Genomic DNA, 19,422 nt, shown 5'->3' with positions numbered 1-19,422 from the left:
GCAATCATCGACAACGCCCAACCTACGTGTCTCTGAGCAATCAGAAAAGCCCCCGCCACCGGCGAGGTAGCCAATAGTGGGGGCCTCTTTAATGAGAGTGAACAACACGCAGCTTTTAGGATGCCACAAACCTAAGCATGAACATGCTCAGGACGCGTGCCGGTGAGGCGGTAGGCGCTGTAAACACCCTTGACATTCAACAACACGTTAATGAGGTGCTCCACCATGAACCTATCGCTGATATCCAACTGATACGTTGAGATAGCAACACGGTCACGGGTAGTAGCAGTTCGCATATCAACCACGTTTACTCGCTGCTCCGCAAAAACCTTGGTGATATCAGCAATCAAACCGCGACGATCAAGCGCCTCAATTTGAAGACGTACCTGGTAGGTTGTGTTGCTGTTGGGCGCCCACTTGACCTCGACCGAACGAGCAGCACTCTCCTCACTCGCAACGTTGGTGCAATCTTTGCAGTGAACAGAAATACCCTGCATCTTAGTCACCACACCAACAATTTCATCGGGCGGAATAGGGCTACAACAACGAGCAATACGGGTCATCACAGAATCCGCGCCCGCTACCATCACACCGTTGTTACTGTTCTCCAGTGTGGTTGGGCTACCAAACATGACCTCGTCGAACTCGTCTACCTCAGGTTCAGGTGTACCCTGATGACCGTAGTAGAGAGACACCAAGTGATCGATGACGTCCTGGGTAGAGACAGTCCCCTCGCCTACAGAGTGGTAGAGAGTCGCCATATCGTTCTTGTTCAGCTTATGAGCAACCTGCGTCATGAGGCTCTGAGTCATCATCTTCTGTAAAGGCAACTCATGGTGACGCATAGCCTTCGTCAGCTGTTCTTTACCCTTATCAATCGCCTCCAGACGACGCCCCTTAGCAAAGTACTGGCGAATCTTCGTGCGAGCACGAGAGGACTTAACAAACTTTAGCCAATCCTCACTCGGCTCGGCAGTTGGTGACTTACTGGTTGTAATCTCCACCGTGCTACCTGACACCAACTGAGCGTGCAGGGGCACCATCTTGCCATTGACATGGGCACTCACCGTCTTCTCCCCCACCTCAGTATGCACAGCGTAAGCAAAATCCACCGGTGTAGAACCGGCAGGCAAAGCAATAGGCTTACCCTGAGGTGTCAGCACCACAATCTCATCGGTATCCAGAGTGTCAGCCAACATCTCATAGAACTTCTCAGAATCCGGGTTAGAACTCGAAATCTCAGCAATACTCTGCAAAATACCGATGTTAATCGACTGCGTATGAGTGTCCGGCTCCTTCTTCGCCTCAAGCGACTCACCGCGCGAAGCAGCCTTATACCGCCAATGCGCCGCAAGGCCGTACTCAGCCTCTTCATGCATCTTATAGGTGCGAATCTGCACCTCCAGCGGAAAACCGCCAGGACCAATCAAGGTAATATGCAAAGACTGATAATGATTATTCTTCGGAGTACGAATATAATCCTTAAACCGCCCCGGAACAATCGGCCAAATACTCATCGCCTGCCCCAGCGCGCTGTAGCATGCGTCCTCGTCCTCCACCAGAATACGAACAGCCAAAATATCATTGATATCATCAAAGTTCTTATTCTGGGTCACCATCTTCTGGTGAATCGAATAGAAGTGCTTGGGTCTTCCAGTAACCTGAGCCTCAATACCCGTATCCGTCAGACGGTTCGCAATCGTGATGCGCGCGTCCGCTAAATGCTTTTCCATCTGCGGGGTGCGCTCACCTACCATCTCTACCAGCTCGGCATAAACATCAGGTGACATCGCCGCAAAAGAAAGATCCTCAAGCTCCCACTTAATAGTGTTCAGTCCCAGCCGATGCGCCAGCGGAGCATAAAACTTCAGGGTTTCCTCTGCCTTCTTTGCCGCAGAACCGGGCGAGACGAAACGCCAGGTACGGGCATTGTGCAGACGATCCGCCAGCTTAATGAGCAGCACACGCACGTCCTGGGTCATGGCAATAATCAGCTTGCGAATAGTCTCAATCGGCGCATTCACACCGTAATCAACCTTATCGAGCTTAGTCACACCGTTAACCAGCAGTGCAATTTCCTCACCAAAGTCAGCCGTCAGTTGCTCTTTAGTGTACTCAGTATCTTCAACGGTATCGTGCAGCAATCCAGCCACCAGCAGCGGGCCGGTAGCACCAAGCTCCGCCAAAATAGTGGTTACCGCAACCGGGTGAGTAATATAAGGATCCCCGCTCTTACGCTTCTGCCCGCGGTGGTACTTATCAGCAACCTCAAAGGCACGCTGAATAACATCCAAGTCCTCGTTCGGGTGGTATTTCTTCACCGTACGGATCACCGGCGCCAACACCGGCGAATAGTGACGCGCGGACGCATTCTGTGGGTTTACTCGCGGGAAAACAAGGCGGGTGGGGACGCGCTCTCCTGCCGACATCACTCGATGGGAGCCGCGGGTAGGCTTCTTTGCCCTACCCAAATTTTGACTCGAGTTCTCTTGAACAGACACGGTCAACTCCTTTCGATGGCATGGTGTGTAGATTTATTCTAAGCAATCGCGCGAACGAATGTGTCAAAGTGCCCCGCTCTAGCCAAGAAAGTCTGAACCTTTTGTGTAAGGTCTTCGATCAATAGCTGCTGTTGTGCCTCTATTCCCCACAAAGTCGCGTTTTTAAACGGTATATCCCGCCGAACCCTCATTGATGGGTCGGCGGGATATACCGCTACGTTAAAGTCACCGCGACGTAATGCCGCGTTCCTCACCTTTGACTTTTACAGATTGATGTTGTTTACCTCGATGCGTTGCATGGTTGCTTCAGGTCGAGTAACCGGCTGCTCATTGTGTTCTTCTGTGATCTCGCCGCGGCGGTGCTTTTCAACCAGCGCGTCGTGTTCGACAATAGCCTTCTCTCCCAGGCGCAGCCACGCATAAACCGGTGCAGCAACAAAAAGAGTACCTAAGGTACCCACGATGATACCGATGAAAAGAGCCAACGAGAGGTCTTTGAGAGTACCCGCTCCGAGCATCAGCGAACCAATGAAAAGAATCGACCCCACCGGCAGCAAACCAACAATCGAGGTGTTGATGGAACGTACCAGGGTCTGGTTGATAGCCAGGTTAATCTGCTCACCAAAGGTCTTGTCTTTACCTTCAAACGCGCGGGCTGTGTTTTCACGAATTTTATCGAAGACCACCACCGTGTCGTACAACGAGTAACTGAGAATCGTCAGGAACCCAATAATTGCACTAGGGGTAATCTCCAAACCAATCAGTGCGTAAAGACCGACGGTGGTAACCACAGTGAAAATAAGACCGGCAATGGCTGAGACTGCCATCTTCCAGGTGCGGAAGTAAAGCGCCATACCAGCCATGACCAGGGTAACGAACCAGACCAAACCCCACAGCGCCTGACGGGTTACATCAGCACCCCAGGTTGGGCCAACAAAGGATGAGGTCACCTCAGCATCACTCACCGCATAGGCATCGCGTAGGGATGACGCAACAGCAAGCGTCTGATCGTCAGTCAGCTCGCTCATCTGGGCACGCATAGTACCGGGGGCGATGTTCGTAACACGTACATCTGACGCTTCGGGTGCAGCTGTAAAGATGGCATTTTCACCGATGGCAGGGGCAGTCTGCTGAACGGAGGAAACAGTGAACTCTGAACCCCCGCGGAACTCAATACCAAGGTTGAAGCCACCGCGCAGTACCGGCACCAAAGCAGCCGCCACCACAATCAGTAGAGCCAGCACAGCCCATTTTTTACGGTTGGCAACAAACCCAAAAGACTTTTGCCCCGAATGTAGATCATTACCAAATTGAGCTAGTTTATTCGCCACGGTTGCCACCTGCCTTCATCTTGTCAGCTTCTAGAGCTTCTTGTTCAGCTGCCAAACGTGCAGCCCGGCGACGCTCTGCCGCGCTTTCTAGCGGCGCTTCATCGGGCGTGCGGACGCGTCCGGCACCTCGGTACAACGGAGTAGCGCCCAGCGCCACCGGATCCATACCTGAGAAACGCCCACCGTTCTTGAAATAGCTGGTGTTGCCCAGAAGAACAATCAGCGGGTGAATCAGCAGGTAGGTCACTACCAGGTCAGAAATCGCGGTCAATCCCAGAGTAAAGGCAAAACCACGAACGTTACCCACCGACGCCAGGTACAGCACAACCGCAGCCAGTAGGTTCACTGCCTTCGACGCCAAAATAGTGCGCTGGGCACGTTGCCAACCGTGATCAATCGCTGCGGCAATAGTTCTGCCACTACGAATCTCATCGCGAATACGTTCAAAGTAGACGATGAAGGAGTCAGCCATCAAGCCAATCGACACAATCAAACCGGCAACACCCGCCAATGACAGACGGTAGTTCATCAGGTTGCCCAGCAAAACAATCAAAGCCAGCGAAAAAATAGCCGCGACAATGATGGAGAAGATATTAACCAGACCCACCAGGCGGTACTGGAAAATTGAGTAAATGAAGACCAACACCAGACCAATCAGACCCGCTAACAGACCCCACTTCAACTGGTCGGTACCCAGGGTTGCTGAAATCTGCTGCTCAGACTGAATAGCAAAGCTAATGGGCAAAGCACCATACTTAAGCTGCTCGCTCAGCGCCTTAGCGCTCTCTTCAGTAAAGTTACCGGTAATCTGCGCGCGACCGTCGGCAATAATAGCCTTAGATGAAGGTGAAGAAAGCACCTTGCCATCAAGCAAAATCGCAAAACGAGAACGGGGGCTACCGGGGGTAGTAGCACCAATACCAACCATACGAGTGGTGATATCGCGGAACACTTCACGAGCAGTATCGGTGAATTCAATATTCACACCCCACTGACCGGTCGCAAAACCCTGAGCAGACTGTACCTGACCGTAGGATGCGTTCTTAATATCGGTACCGTTAAGCTCCACCGGGCCCAGAATGTACTTCTCAGTGCCATCGGTTGCACAGGCAACAATCGCGTTTTCAGGGTTTTGTGCTTCGGCGTCCTCGTTAGCAACAGCGGCACAATCCAAAGCCTCAAACTGACGGTACAAATCAGCGCTGATCCAGTTAGGGTCTGAACCGTTCTCAGGCTCCCCCGCAGGCTGAGGCAACTGATCCTCCGACAAACGACTTTCCTCAGCAACAGCCGTAGGTGCCCCCGCCTGCAATACCGAACGGAAAGACATCTGCGCGGATGCCTGAATCAAATCACGGGTCTGCTTATCAAGCGCACCCGGCAAAGACACCACAACGTTCTGCCCCGACTGAGTAGTAACCTCAGCTTCAGCAACACCTGAGCCATCCACACGCTGACGAATAATATCAACCGCTTGCTCAAGCTGCTCCTCTGTCACCTCTTGAGAATCAGAACCTGAAACCTGCGGTGCAAGAATCAACTGGGTGCCCCCGGAAAGGTCCAGCGCCAACTTGGGCGACCAGGAGCCACCCGATGCTGTGGTAGCAAAAATTCCGCCCACCACAGCGGCGATTACTAAAAACATACCCACCAGAGTGTTTCTAGCATGAGAGAGTTTACGGGTCATACCCCCACTACTCCTTCTTGTGTGCTCACAATACTAAAGCACGCAAGCAGCACCGGATGTGCTACTTGCGTGCGAGAAAAATCTTTACTGTTGCGGACGCTCGTTATCGGCTACGCGCGAGCTCTCAGATGCACCCGATGCCGGGTACTCCACAGCTGATGCGGGCTGCTCGGAAGAAATCTGAACGGCAGACTGAACATGGGGAGCGCCGGTCTCAACGATTTCAGCAATAGCCGCCAAACGTATCTTGACCACAGTGCCGGGTGCAATCTCAACCAAAGCAAACTGAGAATCCCTATTAACCTCTTGGATCACTCCAAAAATGCCCGCCACGGTTACAATCTGGGTACCCGCCTGCAAACTGTCGTGCATCTGCTGAATCTGTGCCCGCAGAGCCTTCGCACGGCGAGCCGGCAGGATAAAGAGAAAGACCACCATCAGCACCAGCATGAGAATATAGAAAACTGCGCTGGATGAAGAACCCGAATTCATAGAAACCTAACGTCAAAAAACAATTAATCCCATACTAGTAGACGTACCGGTCTAGCCCAGAACAAACGCGCCACTAAGGTAAACCTCAGTAAAGTCACGGCTTGAAGCTGTCTATTGAGAAAGTGGTGCCCCTAGGCTAGGGTAAATCGGGTGCCTCTAAGCCCAAATGCTCCCAGGCAGCAGGTAGAGCCACGCGTCCGCGCGGTGTACGACCAATCAACCCCTCACGCACCAAGTAGGGCTCAGCCACCGTTTCAACAGTTTCAGTTTCTTCGCCCACCGCAATAGCAAGAGTAGAAAGACCTACAGGGCCACCACCGAATTTGTGAATCAGGGCTTCGAGCACCTCGCGGTCAAGGCGATCAAGACCGCGCGCATCCACTTCATACATATCAAGAGCGGCAGCAGCATCGTGGGCGTTGATGTAATCAATGCCGTTAACCAGCGCCCAATCTCGCACACGACGCAAGAGGCGGTTGGCAATACGCGGGGTGCCACGGGAACGTCCGGCAATTTCGGCGAACCCTTCAGAAGAAATCTGCATATCCATAAGCCCCGCTGAACGGCGCAAGACCAGCTGTAGCTCGTCCACCGAATAGAACTCAAGGTGACCGGTAAAACCAAAGCGGTCACGCAAGGGACCGGGTAACAAACCTGCACGGGTGGTAGCGCCCACCAGGGTAAAAGGAGGCAACTTTAGAGGAATAGAGGTGGCACCGGCACCCTTACCCACCACAATATCTACACGGAAATCCTCCATCGCCATATAGAGCATTTCTTCGGCTGGGCGGCTCATGCGGTGAATTTCATCGAGAAAGAGAACTTCGCCGGGGGTCAAGGACGAAAGAATAGCCGCCAAATCACCCGAATGTTGAATGGCAGGTCCGGACGTAATACGCAACGGTGCCTCCATCTCAGCGGCGATAATCATCGACAGAGTTGTTTTACCCAGACCGGGAGGCCCCGACAGCAAAACATGGTCGGCGGAGCGTCCGCGCATTTTTGACGCCTCAAGCACCAGAGAAAGCTGCTGACGCACCCGCTTCTGCCCCACAAAATCGTCCAGCGACTTGGGGCGAAGCGCCGCCTCAATCATCTTCTCTTCTGGCTCTTCCTCCATGGCAACAAGACGCTGACCGGGAATCTCAGCTGCGGAATCAAAACTCATAGAAACTGGTGATCTTTCGTAAAAGGCTGAAAAAAATTAGTGACGTCCCAGCGAATGCTGAGAGCCTAAAGTCGCAAGCACTGCTTTTAGTGCCTGGGCAACGGTCATGGTCTCAGCCTGCGGTTCATGCTGAATGAAGGTATCGACGGACGCGGTGGCGTCCTTCTCGCTCCACCCCAACCCCATGAGGGCATCAATAACCTGAGGCTTCCAGACGATACCGGTATTCAGCGGTAGTCGATCGGCAGACTGGTCTTCGCCCGAAAGAATCAGCTTACCCGCGAGTTCCAAAACAATGCGGCGGGCACCCTTAGGACCAATGCCGGGCACCTTAGTAAAAGCTTTATCATCACCCATTGTTACCGCCCGCTCAATATCTTGAGCAGTGTGAATGCCTAGCGCAGCTAAAGCGATACGCGGCCCCACACCTGAGACTGAGAGTAAGAGGTCAAAAACTGCCCGCTCAGCAGGTTCAGAAAAACCGTAAAGAGTCATGGAATCTTCACGCACAATCATGGTGGTGAGAACCGTTGCCGTTTCACCGGTACGCAAAGAAGCAAGCACTCGGGCAGGGGCATTCACCAGCATGCCAAAGCCATTGACATCAATTACGGCAGAATCAAGACCAACGTGTACCACGCGGCCGGTCAAAGAAGCAATCATAGAACCCATACTATTAGAAAATATGTTCGAAAATCCACTCAGCCACACACAGCGCAGCTACCCGTTTGCTCACCTGTTCCGCGCCCATCTACTGCCCCGCACGGCGGGCTTTGGCTTCAGCGTCAGCCCACGCCTGCTGGGCAGGAGTAAGGTTCTGTATGCGACGCACCCGCGCAGCAGATGGACGCGAGCCCTGGTGAGTCTGAGTAGTTGCCGCCATGTTGATGCCAGAACCGATGCCACCACCACGCCAGCCATGACAGATAGCAAGCGCCAGCGCGTCCGCCGCGTCCGCAGGTTTAGGCAGAGTCTCCAGACCCAGAATGCGCGCCACCATGCGCTGCACCGACGGCTTATCGGCGCGTCCAGAACCCGTCACAGCAGCTTTCACCTCAGACGGAGTGTGAAAGAAAACCGGGATACCCCGCGAAGCAGCCGCAGCAATCACCACACCCGAAGCGTGGGCGGTACCAATCACAGTATTCACCTGCTCCTGAGCAAAGATACGTTCAATTGCCAAGGCATCGGGCTTATAGGCATCAAGCCACTGCCCAGCAGCCTCAAAAATAGTGTGGACGCGGGTATCAAGAGGCTGGGCGGCAGCGGTTCCAGCAACCCCCACATCCACAAAATACGCCTTGCGGTTGGCAGTCATATCAACCACCCCAAAACCGCACCGCGTCAAACCGGGGTCAACCCCTAAGATACGGGCGGCGCCCGGAACGCGAGCTTCATGCTCACCCACCGGGCGCCTGAAAACATGGGAAGAAGGCAAGCCTTCACATCCTTTACATTTTATTCAGCGTCGAGTTCTGCAGCTACTTCGTCTGAAATATCAGCGTTGGAGTAGACGTTCTGAACATCGTCAAGCTCTTCGAGAGCGTCCGCCAGCTTGAGGAACTTCTTAGCGCCTTCAGCGTCCAAATCAACGTTCATAGTGGGGCGGAATACGGGATCATCATTGTTGTATTCCAGCTCAGCTTCTTCAAGAGCCTTACGGATTTCGGGCAAATCTGAGGGACCAGAAACCACAGTGAATACATCGCCATCGTCGATAACTTCTTCAGCACCGGCGTCCAGCACTGCCATTAAGACGTCATCCTCGGTCAGACCGTCAATCTTGGTAACCTCAGCAACGCCCTTACGCTCGAACATGAAAGCAACAGAACCTGAGTCAGCCAGGGTGCCACCGTTGCGGGTCACCGCGGTGCGAACCTCTGCCGCTGCACGGTTGCGGTTATCAGTCAGACACTCAACGTAGAGAGCGGTACCCTGCGGGCCGCGTACCTCGTACATAATTTCGGTGTAGTCAATGGTTTCACCGGTCAGACCAGCACCACGCTTGATAGCGCGGTCAATGTTGTCGTTAGGAACAGAGTTCTTCTTAGCCTTTGACACTGCCAAGTCAAGCGCGGGGTTAGCTGAGGTATCAGCGCCGCCCATGCGTGCGGCAACTTCAATACCCTTAATGTACTTAGCGAAAGCCTTAGCGCGCTTAGCGTCGATGGCTGCTTTCTTGTGCTTGGTAGTAGCCCATTTGGAGTGACCCGACATGGAATCTCCTTTTATCTCAGTCTTTCACCCGCTAGAAGCGAGTCTTTTTCACAGTTATCTATTGTACCGAACCGCTAGCGGGGGCGTTCCATGGCGGACGCACGCGCCCTCTCAATCACAGAATCATCAAGTGTGGCAGGAGTAAACTCGCCGTACTTGTTCAAGACCGCCTTTTCAATCAAAAAGTCAGAAATGCGAGGGTTTTTAGGAAGCAACGAACCGTGCAGGTAGGAGCCTACAACATTATGGACGCGCGCGCCCTCTCCTGAGTCTTCGGTATTGTTGCCCTCGCCCTTAGTGACGTGTGCCAGCGGTTTGACGTTTTCGCCCAGGTAGGTCAGCCCTGAGTGGTTTTCGTAGCCCACAATGGTGCCGAATTCCTCTGATTCCTCAACGATATTGCCAATCAGGCGCTCTTCACCGCCGACGGTGTGCAGGTCGAAGATGCCGATACCCTTGAGATTTTCGCCGCCAATGGTGCGAAACTCTTTGCCGAAGAGCTGGTAGAGACCACAAATCACCAGCATGGGTGTACCCGCCTCTGCTTGAGCTTTGAGGGTATTGCCCAGGGCAAGCAGGTCATCCTGAATAATGGTCTGACCTGAATCTTGACCGCCGCCGCCCACAATAATGTCAGCGTCTTCGGGGAAGGTATCACCGGGGTTGTAATCAACAATCTCGGTCTCAAAGCCGTGCGCCTGCGCGCGACGAGAGAGCGAAAGAGTATTGCCCCAGTCCCCATAAATATTCATGTCTTGGGGGTACAGCTGAAGAATTTTCAGAGATTTTCGAGCCTGAGTCATTTAGGAAATCTCCTCAACATCGGTAATCTTCGCAAGCTCTTTACGCAGGGCAAGCATGGCGGTGTAGGTGCAGAAAATACGCATGGGCTTACCCGCAGAGTTCTTGATAAAGGTCGCCAAGGCTGATTCTAAGTTCTCGTCGATGTGGGCAACGGTAACGTCATCGTGCTCCAAGCGCAGCGCCATATCGTAGGCACGCACACCGGTCACCATATCAACCCCGCCGTTTTCGAGGGAGTGGAAATCAACATCCCACAACCACGAAACATCGCGACCATCAGCGTAAGCATCGTTAATGGCAATCATAGTGGCGTAATCCTTGGCATCTGCTGAAGCCAAGGAGAGGCGGAAACCCGAAGGATTCTTCACCAGCAGCAACTGCAGGGTCTGCCCCTCTACATTGAGGGTCTCACCGCGACCAAAAGCCGGGGCAATCTTTGCCAACTCAGCAATCAGAGCCGAACGGTTCGCGTCCGCACCCATCACTTCGAGGGTCAGCGCCATCGCCGCAGCTGCATTAAAGATGTTGTACACACCATAGAGGTTGACCTCGCCTATGACCTCTTCACCCTCAATATCAAAGGTTGAACAGGTGCCCGCAAAATCGGCCAGAGCGACCTTAGCCTCGGGGAGATTCTGCTCGCTGGCAGTAACTCCCGAACGCATCTCATCATCAGAGGGGAACATCGCCCGTAACTTGGGGCTCAGACCGAAATACTCAATATTGGTACCGGTGGCAACGTCATCAGCAATACGATGAATGCGCGGATCCTCGCGGTTGAGCACCACCGTGCCAGTAGTTGCCGCAGCAACGGTTGAGAGCATACGGCGGGTTGTGTCAATCTCACCAAAACGATCTAACTGATCGCGCAAAACGTTCAACAACAGCGCATAATCAGGCTTGACCATCTTCACAAAATGAACAGCATGCGCTTCATCAAGCTCAAGAACAGCGATATCAGCATCCAGCTTGCCGGTCAGACTCATCTCACCCAACAAAGCAGCCGCCACGCCGCGCACAAAGTTAGAACCCGTACGGTTGGTAAAAACCTTCAACCCTTGAGACTCCAGCAACTGCACCACCATTTTGGTAGTGGTCGTCTTACCGTTAGTACCCGAGACCACCACAACGCCGCGCGGCAAAGTCGCCAACGCCTCAGCTACAAAACCGGGGTGAAATTTTTCCATCACAAGACCGGGGAAAGCAGAACCTCCACCACGCAACCTACTCGCGTAACGAACACCCTGACCCACAAGTCGAATAAGAGGTCTAGACATGCACACCAGTTTACAGGGTGAAGAAAAATCGTGCTGAGGTTCTCCCTCCCCTACACCCTCCGGCTATGTTCCTGGCAGGTGCTCATCCCTGACCGTGGATTAGACTTAATCGGTGCATAACCTACTTTTTACTGACAACGCTACCCCGGTAATTTTTCGCGACCTCAAATGGGTCGACCGAGCGCCCACCCTCGTCCTTGAAACCACTCAGGACGTGCGCCCCACCGGCGCCCTTACCCAGGTACCGCTAACGCCTGGCGCTTTTCTGGGCTTCTCAACCATAAAAACCGACCTTCAAGCAACCGGTCTGAGCACCAACCGCTATTGCGCCGGTTACGCACAAGCATCCCACCAATACGTCGGCTTCGAACATCGCCCCTGCCCCAACACAGCACCCATCACCACCGGCAAACAATGCTCCCGCTGCATAGCTCTCGACGAGTTCTCAGCCATGCACGGCATCCACCGCGGGGCACGCCTGCTCCCGGCAGCCCAAGCCTACGCATCCTTAGACCACTGGCTCTACATCGCAACCTTTCCCGACGGAACCTCAAAAATCGGCACTGCCAGCGCCCACTCCAACCCCCGCCGACTCGACGAACAAGCCGTGGCATTTGCCACCTTCATCGGTCACGCCAATGACGGGGCACAAGTACGCATCTGGGAAGACTTCATCAGCAAAGAAACAGGGCTAGTACAGGCAAAACAAGCGCGAGCCAAATACAAGGCATGGTGCTCACCGCTACCCCACGACCGAGTGGAAAAAGCTCACTCACAAGCCGTCGCGCTCGCCCGTTGGAGCCTGCAAGAAGCCGCTCTCTTTGAAGACTTCATCACTGAGGATCAGATTATTGACCAACCGTGGCAGCCCTCCTCGGCGATGGAAAGCACCTATTCAGCTCTCAAAGCCGGATGGCTCAATGCGCTACCTACGCTGGTAGATCGTGAGTGTGGTTTCTACGTCAGCGGTGCCACGGGGAAATTCTTGACCGTTCATCACGGTGACCCGGCTCTGCCCTTTTTAGTTAACCTCACAGAGCTCAGCAACCGGGCACTTCTACCCCACCACCAACCGAGCGAACAGCCGCTGAGCCAATCCTCACTCTTTTAAAAACTAAGACTCGTCAGCCCAGCCCTCAGCAAGCAGGGTACGGATCTCATCCAGAGTCTGGGTCATGGTTTTGGTACCCGCAATGATGGGCAAGAAGTTGGTGTCACCAGACCACCTAGGCAAAACATGCTGATGCAGGTGGGCTGCGACTCCAGCGCCGCCAACCTTGCCCTGATTCATGCCGATATTAAAACCGTCAGCTTTAGAGACCCCGCGCATGACCTTCATGGCGCGCTGGGTGAGAGCCGCGATCTCGGCAGTCTCCTCAGCGCTGGCATTGTCATAGTTTGGAATGTGGCGATACGGGCACACCAACAAATGCCCTGGGTTATAGGGGTAAAGATTCAAAACCACGTAGGCGTGCTCGCCGCGGTACACAATGAGCGATTCTTCATCGGTACGCTCTGGGGCAGCACAAAACGGGCAGGAATGTACCGTGTAATCCTGCTGACCGGTTTTCACGTAGGCACGACGGTGTGGGGTCCACAAACGCTGAAAGGCGTCAGGAACACCGGGCAACTCGAAATCATCAACAGTAACGGCAGCGTTTTCACCAGCGAGGTTTTCAGACATACCAACAGTCTAAAGCAAGCGCAGCCAACTGCCCGTTCAAGAGTCTATACGTGGTGGTAAGGGCGGTTATGAGCGATCTCGCCTGCCCGGTAAATCTGCTCCGTCAGAATCAGACGCACCAACTGATGCGGGAAAACCAGCTTCGACAGGCTCCACACCGTGTTAGCGCGCTGGCGCACAGAGTCATCAACACCGTAAGCGCCACCGATCACGATGATAATCTGTTTGAAACCCAAGTAACTGTTGAGCAGAGCTGATAATTCTGGTGAGCTCAAATTTTTACCCCGCTCGTCTAAGAGAATGAGGTAGTCACCGTTGCTGACCTTATCGAGAATACGTTTCGACTCTTCAGCCCGCGCCTGCTCTTCGGCAAGTGAAGAATGCGGTAGGTAGGTCCAGGTGATATCCCACGGCTTGCGCAAACGGCTCTCATAGCGGTCAATCCCCTCGCTCACCCACTTCTCGTGCTTCTTGCCAATAGCAATAATCTTGATAGTCACAAAAAAGGGTTCCTCTCGAAAAGTATTGAAGTGAAGAGCCATTAAAAGAAAGGCAAAAGTAGTGTTCACAATGGGAGTGCCCACCATTTTCACTTTTCACAATCATCTTTGCCTGTAAGCAACATGCCCTCAACAGAAGACCGCTGAATCAGCGGTAACCGTTATTCCCCATGTCTTGCGACTCACCTGAGCGTTACTCTGTGCCACCGGTTCTTCTGTTGTTTCATGCCAACCGCAAGGTTTCTTCAATAAAAAATCACAGCGGGTGAAAAAATATTCTATCCCCTGCAAGACTGAAAACTTTACACATCCACTATGAAAAAATAAATGAAAGTCACAGTAATCTTTTTTCATCATCTTATCTTGATTACCGAGAATGCAAAAGGTGACATGTTTTAGGTGAAATATGCCACTTTTTGCACTCTCGGTGCTGGGTTAGAGGCTAGCGCCGAGTATTCCAGGCACGGGCATACTGACCGGGTGCGTAGTCAACGTTTTCTTTCATTTCCCGCGCCCATTCCAAGGCGAAGGACGCGTTACGCAGGGCCTCGCGTCCGACCAATACAACATCAGCCTGTTCAGAGCCGACCAGATACTCAGCTAGTCTCGGTGAGTTAATCATGCCAACAGCAGCGACGGGAATCTGAGCATTGTGCTTGACCTGGGCTGCAAAGTGCGACTGGTAACCAGCGAAAACGCGGATCTCAGCCGGGTAGTTGCCCGAGGTTGAAATATCTGCCATATCAACACCGTCTTCTTTCAACCAGCTGGCAACCTGGGCGGTTTCTTCAACGGTAATGCCGCCCTCTAGGTATTCGGTAGCTGACAGGCGCACCAGCAGGGGCATCTCTTCAGGCATGGACGCACGCATGGCACGTGCTACGCGGCGGATCATGCGGGCACGGTTTTCCAGCGAGCCACCGTATTCGTCAGCGCGCTTGTTTGACAGCGGTGACAGGAACTGGGTGAGCAAGTAACCGTGAGCGCCGTGAATTTCGAGGAAGTCATAACCGGCTTCAACAGCGCGCGCCGCAGCCGCACCGTAGGCTTCAACCAGTTCGTCAATACGCTCGATAGTCAGTGCGGTTGGCTGCTTAAGACCGGGGTAAGCAAGAGCCGAAGGAGCAAAGGTTTCCCAACCCCCTCGTCCTCCTTCAAAGAACCGCCGTCACGCGAAACACGCTCTGGAACGCTTGATGCCTTACGACCGGCATGGGCAATCTGAACGCCCGCCTTAGCGCCACCGGCGTGAATAGCGTCCACAATGTTTTTGTGCACCTCAGTGTGCTCGTCGCTCCACAGACCCAAGCAGTTGGGGCTAATACGTGCTGCAGGTTCAATGCCCGTCATCTCAACAATAATTGCACCTGCGCCACCGCGCGATAATGCGTTGTAATGGTGGGTGTGGTAGCTGGTGGGAATACCGTCTTCTTTATCAACGGAGTACTGGCACATCGGCGGCACCCACAGGCGGTTACGAGTGGTCATTGAGCGAACGGTGAACGGTTCAAAAAGGGGTGATCCCACGAAAATAGCCTCGTTAGGTCGGTATGTATGTCGCAGGTACAGCAACCTAAGCAGGCAGTTTATTCCCAGGTACCCGCCTCTACTGCGCTGCACACCGAAAGTGCCTGCCCTAGACCCTGCTGTGTGTAGGGGCGCATTTTGGATGTACGGCAGCTATGACGGTGGCGGTATTTAGCTGAATTCGAGTCTTCCCTGTTGCGCTAAATCGGTGCGCACCTTCCCTGTTTTTGCGAAAGTTGCCCAGATGTTGCGTAGTGCGCGGGCTTGATCTTCGCGTTCGCACGGGTAGAGGCCACCAAAGAGATCAGAACCTTTCCATGACGGGTTATCAAAGAGCAGCCCCAGTTCAGCACAGTGTACGGACGCCATGCGGTGGCTGGGAAAACCCGTTCGCAGGTAGTAGCGGGTGGCTTCTCCCCCTGATTCCCGGTGACGGCGCACAAAACGCTGGGCAGCGACCGCGTACATGCGCCAGGAGAAGTTTCTAATAACAGGCTCAGTGACAACGAAAGCCCAGCGGGGTACTTTCCGGGGAAGAAAGTAGGCTGATTCTCGCTCGTTCGAACCGATGAGCACACGGACGCGCGCCGCAACCTTCTCGTAGGCAGCGTCAAGATCATGGGCGGCAGGTAGCGGGTAGTGCCCCAGCTGAGTGCCGAACGCCATCATTGACCTTTCCAGACCAAAACGGAAGGGATTTTGAACCTGCATCTTATAAGCCAGCGCACCGTATTCCTCGTGGGGCGCGTCCACCGGTAGTTTCTGGCTCACAGCGGTGAGCATGGCACCTGCCATCTTCTCTTTGCCGATGATGAGGTCAATGGGTGCGCTTTGAATAATTGCCCGGTGTATCAGTTCTTCGTCAATAACTCCTTCAGCGATGAGGAGTCGAGAGACCAAATCACCACCTGCTGACTGACCGAAGGCTGTAATGTTGTCGGGATCTCCGCCAAAGAGGGAGATGTTCTTTTTGATCCAGCGTAGGGCTTCGCGCGCGTCAAGCAGACCCAGGTTGGCGGGACGCTCGGGGGTGCCGCCGAGGAAACCCAAAATACCGAGGCGGTAGGTCACGCGCACCATAATGACGCGGTGTTCATTGATGAGTTTGTCGGGGTTATAACGGGCACCGTCACCACTGCCGACTACATAGGAACCGCCGTGAAAGTACACCATGACCGGCAGTTGCTCGCCGGGGTTGAGGTCATCGGGCATAATGACAGAGAGGTTTTGGCAGTCTTCACTGATGAGCACCGACTGACGGATATCGGGTTGCCCTCCGCCACGCACATACTGTGGCGCAGCCGGTGCAGGCTGAGATGGATCAAAAGTGCTCTCTAAACTCTCGAAAGCAACAGGTTGCGGGTACTCAAAACGCTGTGCCCTGGCGTAAGGAATACCGAGCACTTCAAGGACACTTCCGCGTCGGTGCGGATGAATAGTGGTGGTTCCAGCGGAAATAGTGAAGAACATAGTGACAAGTGTAGCCGTGCCGAGTAGACAGCTAGAGCCGCTCCATGCGGTTATAGGGCATCCGTTACGAGACTTTATGAATAGTGGTACCGCACTGAGCTACCCACAATTTTATAGACAAGCCTGTGTTCATCCGTGATTCTCCTTGACCAATATCCCGAAAGGTTATTGCGTAGAGCCTCTGGCTTGCCGATACCTTCATTGCCGTTTCTCTGGATATCTTTGAGTAGGGCGTTGATTCGTTTGAGGGTTTTCCGGTCTTGCACCTGCCACCATAGGTAATCTTCCCAGGCATTTTCGCTCCAGATGAGTTCCATGGTTTGCAGCTAGTTCTCAATCAGTGAATGCGCTGACCCGCTACCGCTTTCTAGCTCGTCGATAGAATCAAGGAGGCGACGAGCGTTCGCCGGGCTTCTGAGTAGGTAGGCGGTCTCTTTGAGGGACTCGTATTCTGCCAGCGAGATAATAACAGCGGGTTCACGCCCTGCTCGGGTAATAACGACTTCTTCAAAATCATCAACATCGAGGCTTATTCATAAGGGGGTTAGGACACAAACCCCCACCAACTAGACAACGACCCCACCAGAAGGCAACCATGAGGATAAACCATCACAAATACTCTCAAAGCCAAACCAGAAAAGACCATCGCCCCACAAGCCCCACAACAGACCTAACCCACCAGCAATTCACCACCCTATTCGATACACTCCACACCCACCTCGCCTAGAGAAAACCCAACAAAAACCCAGAAAACTCACCCTAACCCAAGCTCTCACCCTGACACTGATCTACCACCGACAACGACCTCACCGTCAACTCTTAGCAGAGTTCTTCAACGTCTCTCAGCCAACAGTTTCAAGGACTATCAACAGAAGAGAAAAAGCACTGGTGAAGATTCATGAGGCTGCTGATCCAGTCACTGAAACAAGCACTAGATGCACCAGGTTCACTGGTAAGCCACGGAACACTCGTTCCCGCTTGGAATTGGCGTATCCCTTGCGAAAAAATAAACTTCTCAGGTAAACACAAACGAGCTGGCTTCAATCACCGGATCATCTGTACCCTCGATGGAAAGCTTCTTGCTATCACTGATCCGGTGCCTGGGGCTAGGCATGATGCTTATGCTTTCAAAGCTCACGGAGCTGGGGAAGTATCTGGATGAGACGACTTTGGCGGATAAGGGTTATGAAGTGCCCCGGGTTTTGTTCCTAGGCATTTGCCTTGATTTCTATTCTCTCGTGATTTGGATTGCCAGTCCAAAACCCTGCTTCTACCTCTATCGGCGTACGGTAACCGAGACTTTGGTGAAGCCGTGATTCGTTCCACCACAAGACCCACTCAAACGTCGCAATCTCAACATCAACCACGTCAGTCCACGACCGCCTATGAATAAGCTCATTTTTGTAAGAACCGTTGACGTTCTCAGCCAAAGCATTGTCGTAGGAGTCACCGACTGTCCCAGTAGAGGCAGTGATTCCATGCTCAGCAAGGCGCTCATTATAGACAATGCTCACATACTGCGAGCCGTGGTCTGAATGGTGAATCAGTCCCGTTGTTTCCTTTGCGCATACAATCGCCTGGTTGAGTGCTTGTAGTGGCAACGCTTCCGTGCGCATCGTATCTGATAATGCCCATCCGACAATTTTGCGGGAGTACACATCGGTGACAAAAGCGGTGTAGACGAACCCATTACCGGTACGGACGTAGGTAATGTCAGCCACCCATAACCGATTCGGCCCAGGGGCACGAAAATCACGGCCTACCAAGTCAGGGCGATTATCCGAGTCCTTGGACCTGCGAGTTGTCACAGGCAACCGGCCTTTACCTTTCCCACTGACTCCAGCAAGGCGCATCAGGCGAGCGGTTTGCTCACGGCCGATGTCGATTCCTTCACGGCGTAGAGCATGCCACATCTTGCGGATACCATAGACTGCGTAGTTTTCTTCATGAACCTCGGCAATACGCCTTGTCAATGCGGCCTCGCGAAGGCTGCGGGCACTTAATCCCCGGGCTTTTGACTGACGGTATCCGCGTGAGGAAATGAAGCCACCTTGCCGATTGCTCTTCAACCTCTGACAGATGAACTCGACTGTGAAACGATCCCGGTGTTCATCGATGAACTGGATCATTTCCGACGTTTGGGGTCGAGTTCTGAGGCGAAAAAAGCTGACGCGGCCTTCAACAACTCGTTAGTGTCGCGAAGCTCCTGATTCTCACGACGCAGCTTGGCCACCTCTGCAACGAGATCTTCAGGTAAAGGATCAATTGCCCTGCCTTCGCGACGGGCCGCCTGAGCCCACTGCCGGGCAGTATGCCACGAGACACCCAGTTTCGGGGCCACGATCTTGCACGCTTCCTGCATGGAGATCCCCTCCGCCAGGATGCGGTCCTCAACAAGGCGGAGCACCCGATCCTTGGCATCCTGATCAAATTTCTTCGGCATGTTCCAGATTTTCCCATCTACTCAAACGGAACAAAACCTGGGACACTTCATTATGTGGGTCTGGGGCTGGTCACTTCGGCTAAGCGTTTACCTAGGGGTCAGGCTTAGTGCTGAGTGCAGGCGTAATAATAGGGTGCTGAATCGGCTGCAGTCGGTGATGGAGCGTGTGGGTGCGTAGGTGAAGATGTGGCGTGTTTTGGATTCTGGTTTCAGGCAGCTGCTTGGGGTGTATGGGTGGGTGTTTTCTTTTGGTGCGGGGGTTGGTGTTTTTGGTTGCGAGTACCCATTATGAATAACCCTCAATGCTCTGGCTGAGAGCGT

Annotated in this window: 20 protein-coding genes; 2 read left to right on the top strand and 18 right to left on the bottom strand. The window is 53.4% G+C overall.

Annotation, left to right across the window (positions count from 1 at the left end):
- Positions 1 to 131 precede the first annotated feature (131 nt).
- The 10 genes from JR346_RS05095 to JR346_RS05050 form a co-directional block, all read right to left on the bottom strand.
- A complete protein-coding gene (locus JR346_RS05095; RefSeq protein ID WP_205483893.1) occupies positions 132 to 2,429 on the bottom strand; it encodes a bifunctional (p)ppGpp synthetase/guanosine-3',5'-bis(diphosphate) 3'-pyrophosphohydrolase in 2,298 nt (765 codons plus the stop codon).
- A gap of 335 nt (positions 2,430 to 2,764) precedes the next feature.
- Positions 2,765 to 3,832: a protein translocase subunit SecF gene (gene secF, locus JR346_RS05090; protein ID WP_205483737.1), complete on the bottom strand. Its 1,068-nt coding sequence runs from the start codon at positions 3,830 to 3,832 to the stop codon at positions 2,765 to 2,767.
- Positions 3,822 to 5,519 (bottom strand): protein translocase subunit SecD, encoded by a 1,698-nt coding sequence (secD, locus tag JR346_RS05085; protein WP_205483735.1) that lies wholly within the window; start codon positions 5,517 to 5,519, stop codon positions 3,822 to 3,824. The genes secF and secD overlap by 11 nt, the downstream gene beginning before the upstream one ends.
- A gap of 84 nt (positions 5,520 to 5,603) precedes the next feature.
- A complete protein-coding gene (gene yajC / locus JR346_RS05080; protein ID WP_205483733.1) occupies positions 5,604 to 6,011 on the bottom strand; it encodes a preprotein translocase subunit YajC in 408 nt (135 codons plus the stop codon).
- 136 nt (positions 6,012 to 6,147) lie between these two features.
- Positions 6,148 to 7,179, bottom strand: a complete 1,032-nt coding sequence (gene ruvB / locus JR346_RS05075; protein WP_205483731.1) for a Holliday junction branch migration DNA helicase RuvB — start codon at positions 7,177 to 7,179, stop codon at positions 6,148 to 6,150.
- Between the two features lie 36 nt (positions 7,180 to 7,215).
- Positions 7,216 to 7,842, bottom strand: coding sequence for a Holliday junction branch migration protein RuvA (gene ruvA, locus JR346_RS05070; protein ID WP_205483729.1), 627 nt, complete (start codon positions 7,840 to 7,842; stop codon positions 7,216 to 7,218).
- 88 nt (positions 7,843 to 7,930) lie between these two features.
- The gene (gene ruvC, locus JR346_RS05065; protein WP_205483891.1) at positions 7,931 to 8,587 is read right to left on the bottom strand and encodes a crossover junction endodeoxyribonuclease RuvC; all 657 of its coding nucleotides are present in this window, start codon (positions 8,585 to 8,587) and stop codon (positions 7,931 to 7,933) included.
- Between the two features lie 50 nt (positions 8,588 to 8,637).
- Entirely contained in the window at positions 8,638 to 9,396 is a 759-nt protein-coding gene (locus JR346_RS05060; RefSeq protein ID WP_205483727.1) for a YebC/PmpR family DNA-binding transcriptional regulator, read from the bottom strand.
- A gap of 74 nt (positions 9,397 to 9,470) precedes the next feature.
- Positions 9,471 to 10,199, bottom strand: coding sequence for a type 1 glutamine amidotransferase (locus JR346_RS05055; protein ID WP_205483725.1), 729 nt, complete (start codon positions 10,197 to 10,199; stop codon positions 9,471 to 9,473).
- Positions 10,200 to 11,486 carry a Mur ligase family protein gene (locus JR346_RS05050; protein WP_205483889.1) on the bottom strand — a complete coding sequence of 429 codons (1,287 nt, stop codon included), beginning with the start codon at positions 11,484 to 11,486 and terminating at the stop codon, positions 10,200 to 10,202. It abuts the gene before it with no gap.
- A 103-nt stretch (positions 11,487 to 11,589) separates the two neighbouring features.
- Between JR346_RS05050 and JR346_RS05045 the strand changes: the two genes are divergently transcribed.
- A complete protein-coding gene (locus tag JR346_RS05045) occupies positions 11,590 to 12,588 on the top strand; it encodes a hypothetical protein (protein WP_205483723.1) in 999 nt (332 codons plus the stop codon).
- A gap of 3 nt (positions 12,589 to 12,591) precedes the next feature.
- Here JR346_RS05045 and JR346_RS05040 read toward each other — a convergent pair whose 3' ends face one another.
- The 7 genes from JR346_RS05040 to JR346_RS05015 form a co-directional block, all read right to left on the bottom strand.
- Positions 12,592 to 13,161 carry an HIT domain-containing protein gene (locus JR346_RS05040; RefSeq protein WP_204875753.1) on the bottom strand — a complete coding sequence of 190 codons (570 nt, stop codon included), beginning with the start codon at positions 13,159 to 13,161 and terminating at the stop codon, positions 12,592 to 12,594.
- 44 nt (positions 13,162 to 13,205) lie between these two features.
- A complete protein-coding gene (locus JR346_RS05035; RefSeq protein WP_205483721.1) occupies positions 13,206 to 13,661 on the bottom strand; it encodes a 23S rRNA (pseudouridine(1915)-N(3))-methyltransferase RlmH in 456 nt (151 codons plus the stop codon).
- A 442-nt stretch (positions 13,662 to 14,103) separates the two neighbouring features.
- The gene (locus JR346_RS10500; RefSeq protein ID WP_255521945.1) at positions 14,104 to 14,718 is read right to left on the bottom strand and encodes a hypothetical protein; all 615 of its coding nucleotides are present in this window, start codon (positions 14,716 to 14,718) and stop codon (positions 14,104 to 14,106) included.
- A gap of 20 nt (positions 14,719 to 14,738) precedes the next feature.
- Entirely contained in the window at positions 14,739 to 15,188 is a 450-nt protein-coding gene (locus JR346_RS10495; RefSeq protein ID WP_255521935.1) for a hypothetical protein, read from the bottom strand.
- Between the two features lie 171 nt (positions 15,189 to 15,359).
- Positions 15,360 to 16,658 (bottom strand): carboxylesterase family protein, encoded by a 1,299-nt coding sequence (locus JR346_RS05025; RefSeq protein WP_205483719.1) that lies wholly within the window; start codon positions 16,656 to 16,658, stop codon positions 15,360 to 15,362.
- A 74-nt stretch (positions 16,659 to 16,732) separates the two neighbouring features.
- Positions 16,733 to 16,975: a Txe/YoeB family addiction module toxin gene (locus JR346_RS05020; RefSeq protein WP_205483717.1), complete on the bottom strand. Its 243-nt coding sequence runs from the start codon at positions 16,973 to 16,975 to the stop codon at positions 16,733 to 16,735.
- 9 nt (positions 16,976 to 16,984) lie between these two features.
- Positions 16,985 to 17,191, bottom strand: a complete 207-nt coding sequence (locus JR346_RS05015) for a type II toxin-antitoxin system Phd/YefM family antitoxin (protein ID WP_205483887.1) — start codon at positions 17,189 to 17,191, stop codon at positions 16,985 to 16,987.
- Between the two features lie 82 nt (positions 17,192 to 17,273).
- Here JR346_RS05015 and JR346_RS10615 point away from each other — a divergent pair, with 82 nt between their 5' ends.
- A complete protein-coding gene (locus JR346_RS10615; RefSeq protein WP_205483885.1) occupies positions 17,274 to 17,681 on the top strand; it encodes a transposase family protein in 408 nt (135 codons plus the stop codon).
- A 185-nt stretch (positions 17,682 to 17,866) separates the two neighbouring features.
- Here the strand turns inward: JR346_RS10615 and JR346_RS05005 are convergent.
- Positions 17,867 to 19,101, bottom strand: a protein-coding gene (locus JR346_RS05005) for an IS3 family transposase (protein WP_370592601.1) whose coding sequence is annotated in 2 segments (ribosomal slippage) — positions 17,867 to 18,810 and positions 18,810 to 19,101 — 1,236 coding nt in all. Because the reading frame shifts where the segments join, the coding sequence is not laid out codon by codon here.
- Positions 19,102 to 19,422 lie beyond the last annotated feature (321 nt).

Source organism: Rothia sp. ZJ932, assembly GCF_016924835.1.
Lineage (GTDB): Bacteria > Actinomycetota > Actinomycetes > Actinomycetales > Micrococcaceae > Rothia.
Note: the sequence above shows the minus strand (reverse complement) of the source record. Positions and strands in the feature narration are given on the sequence as shown.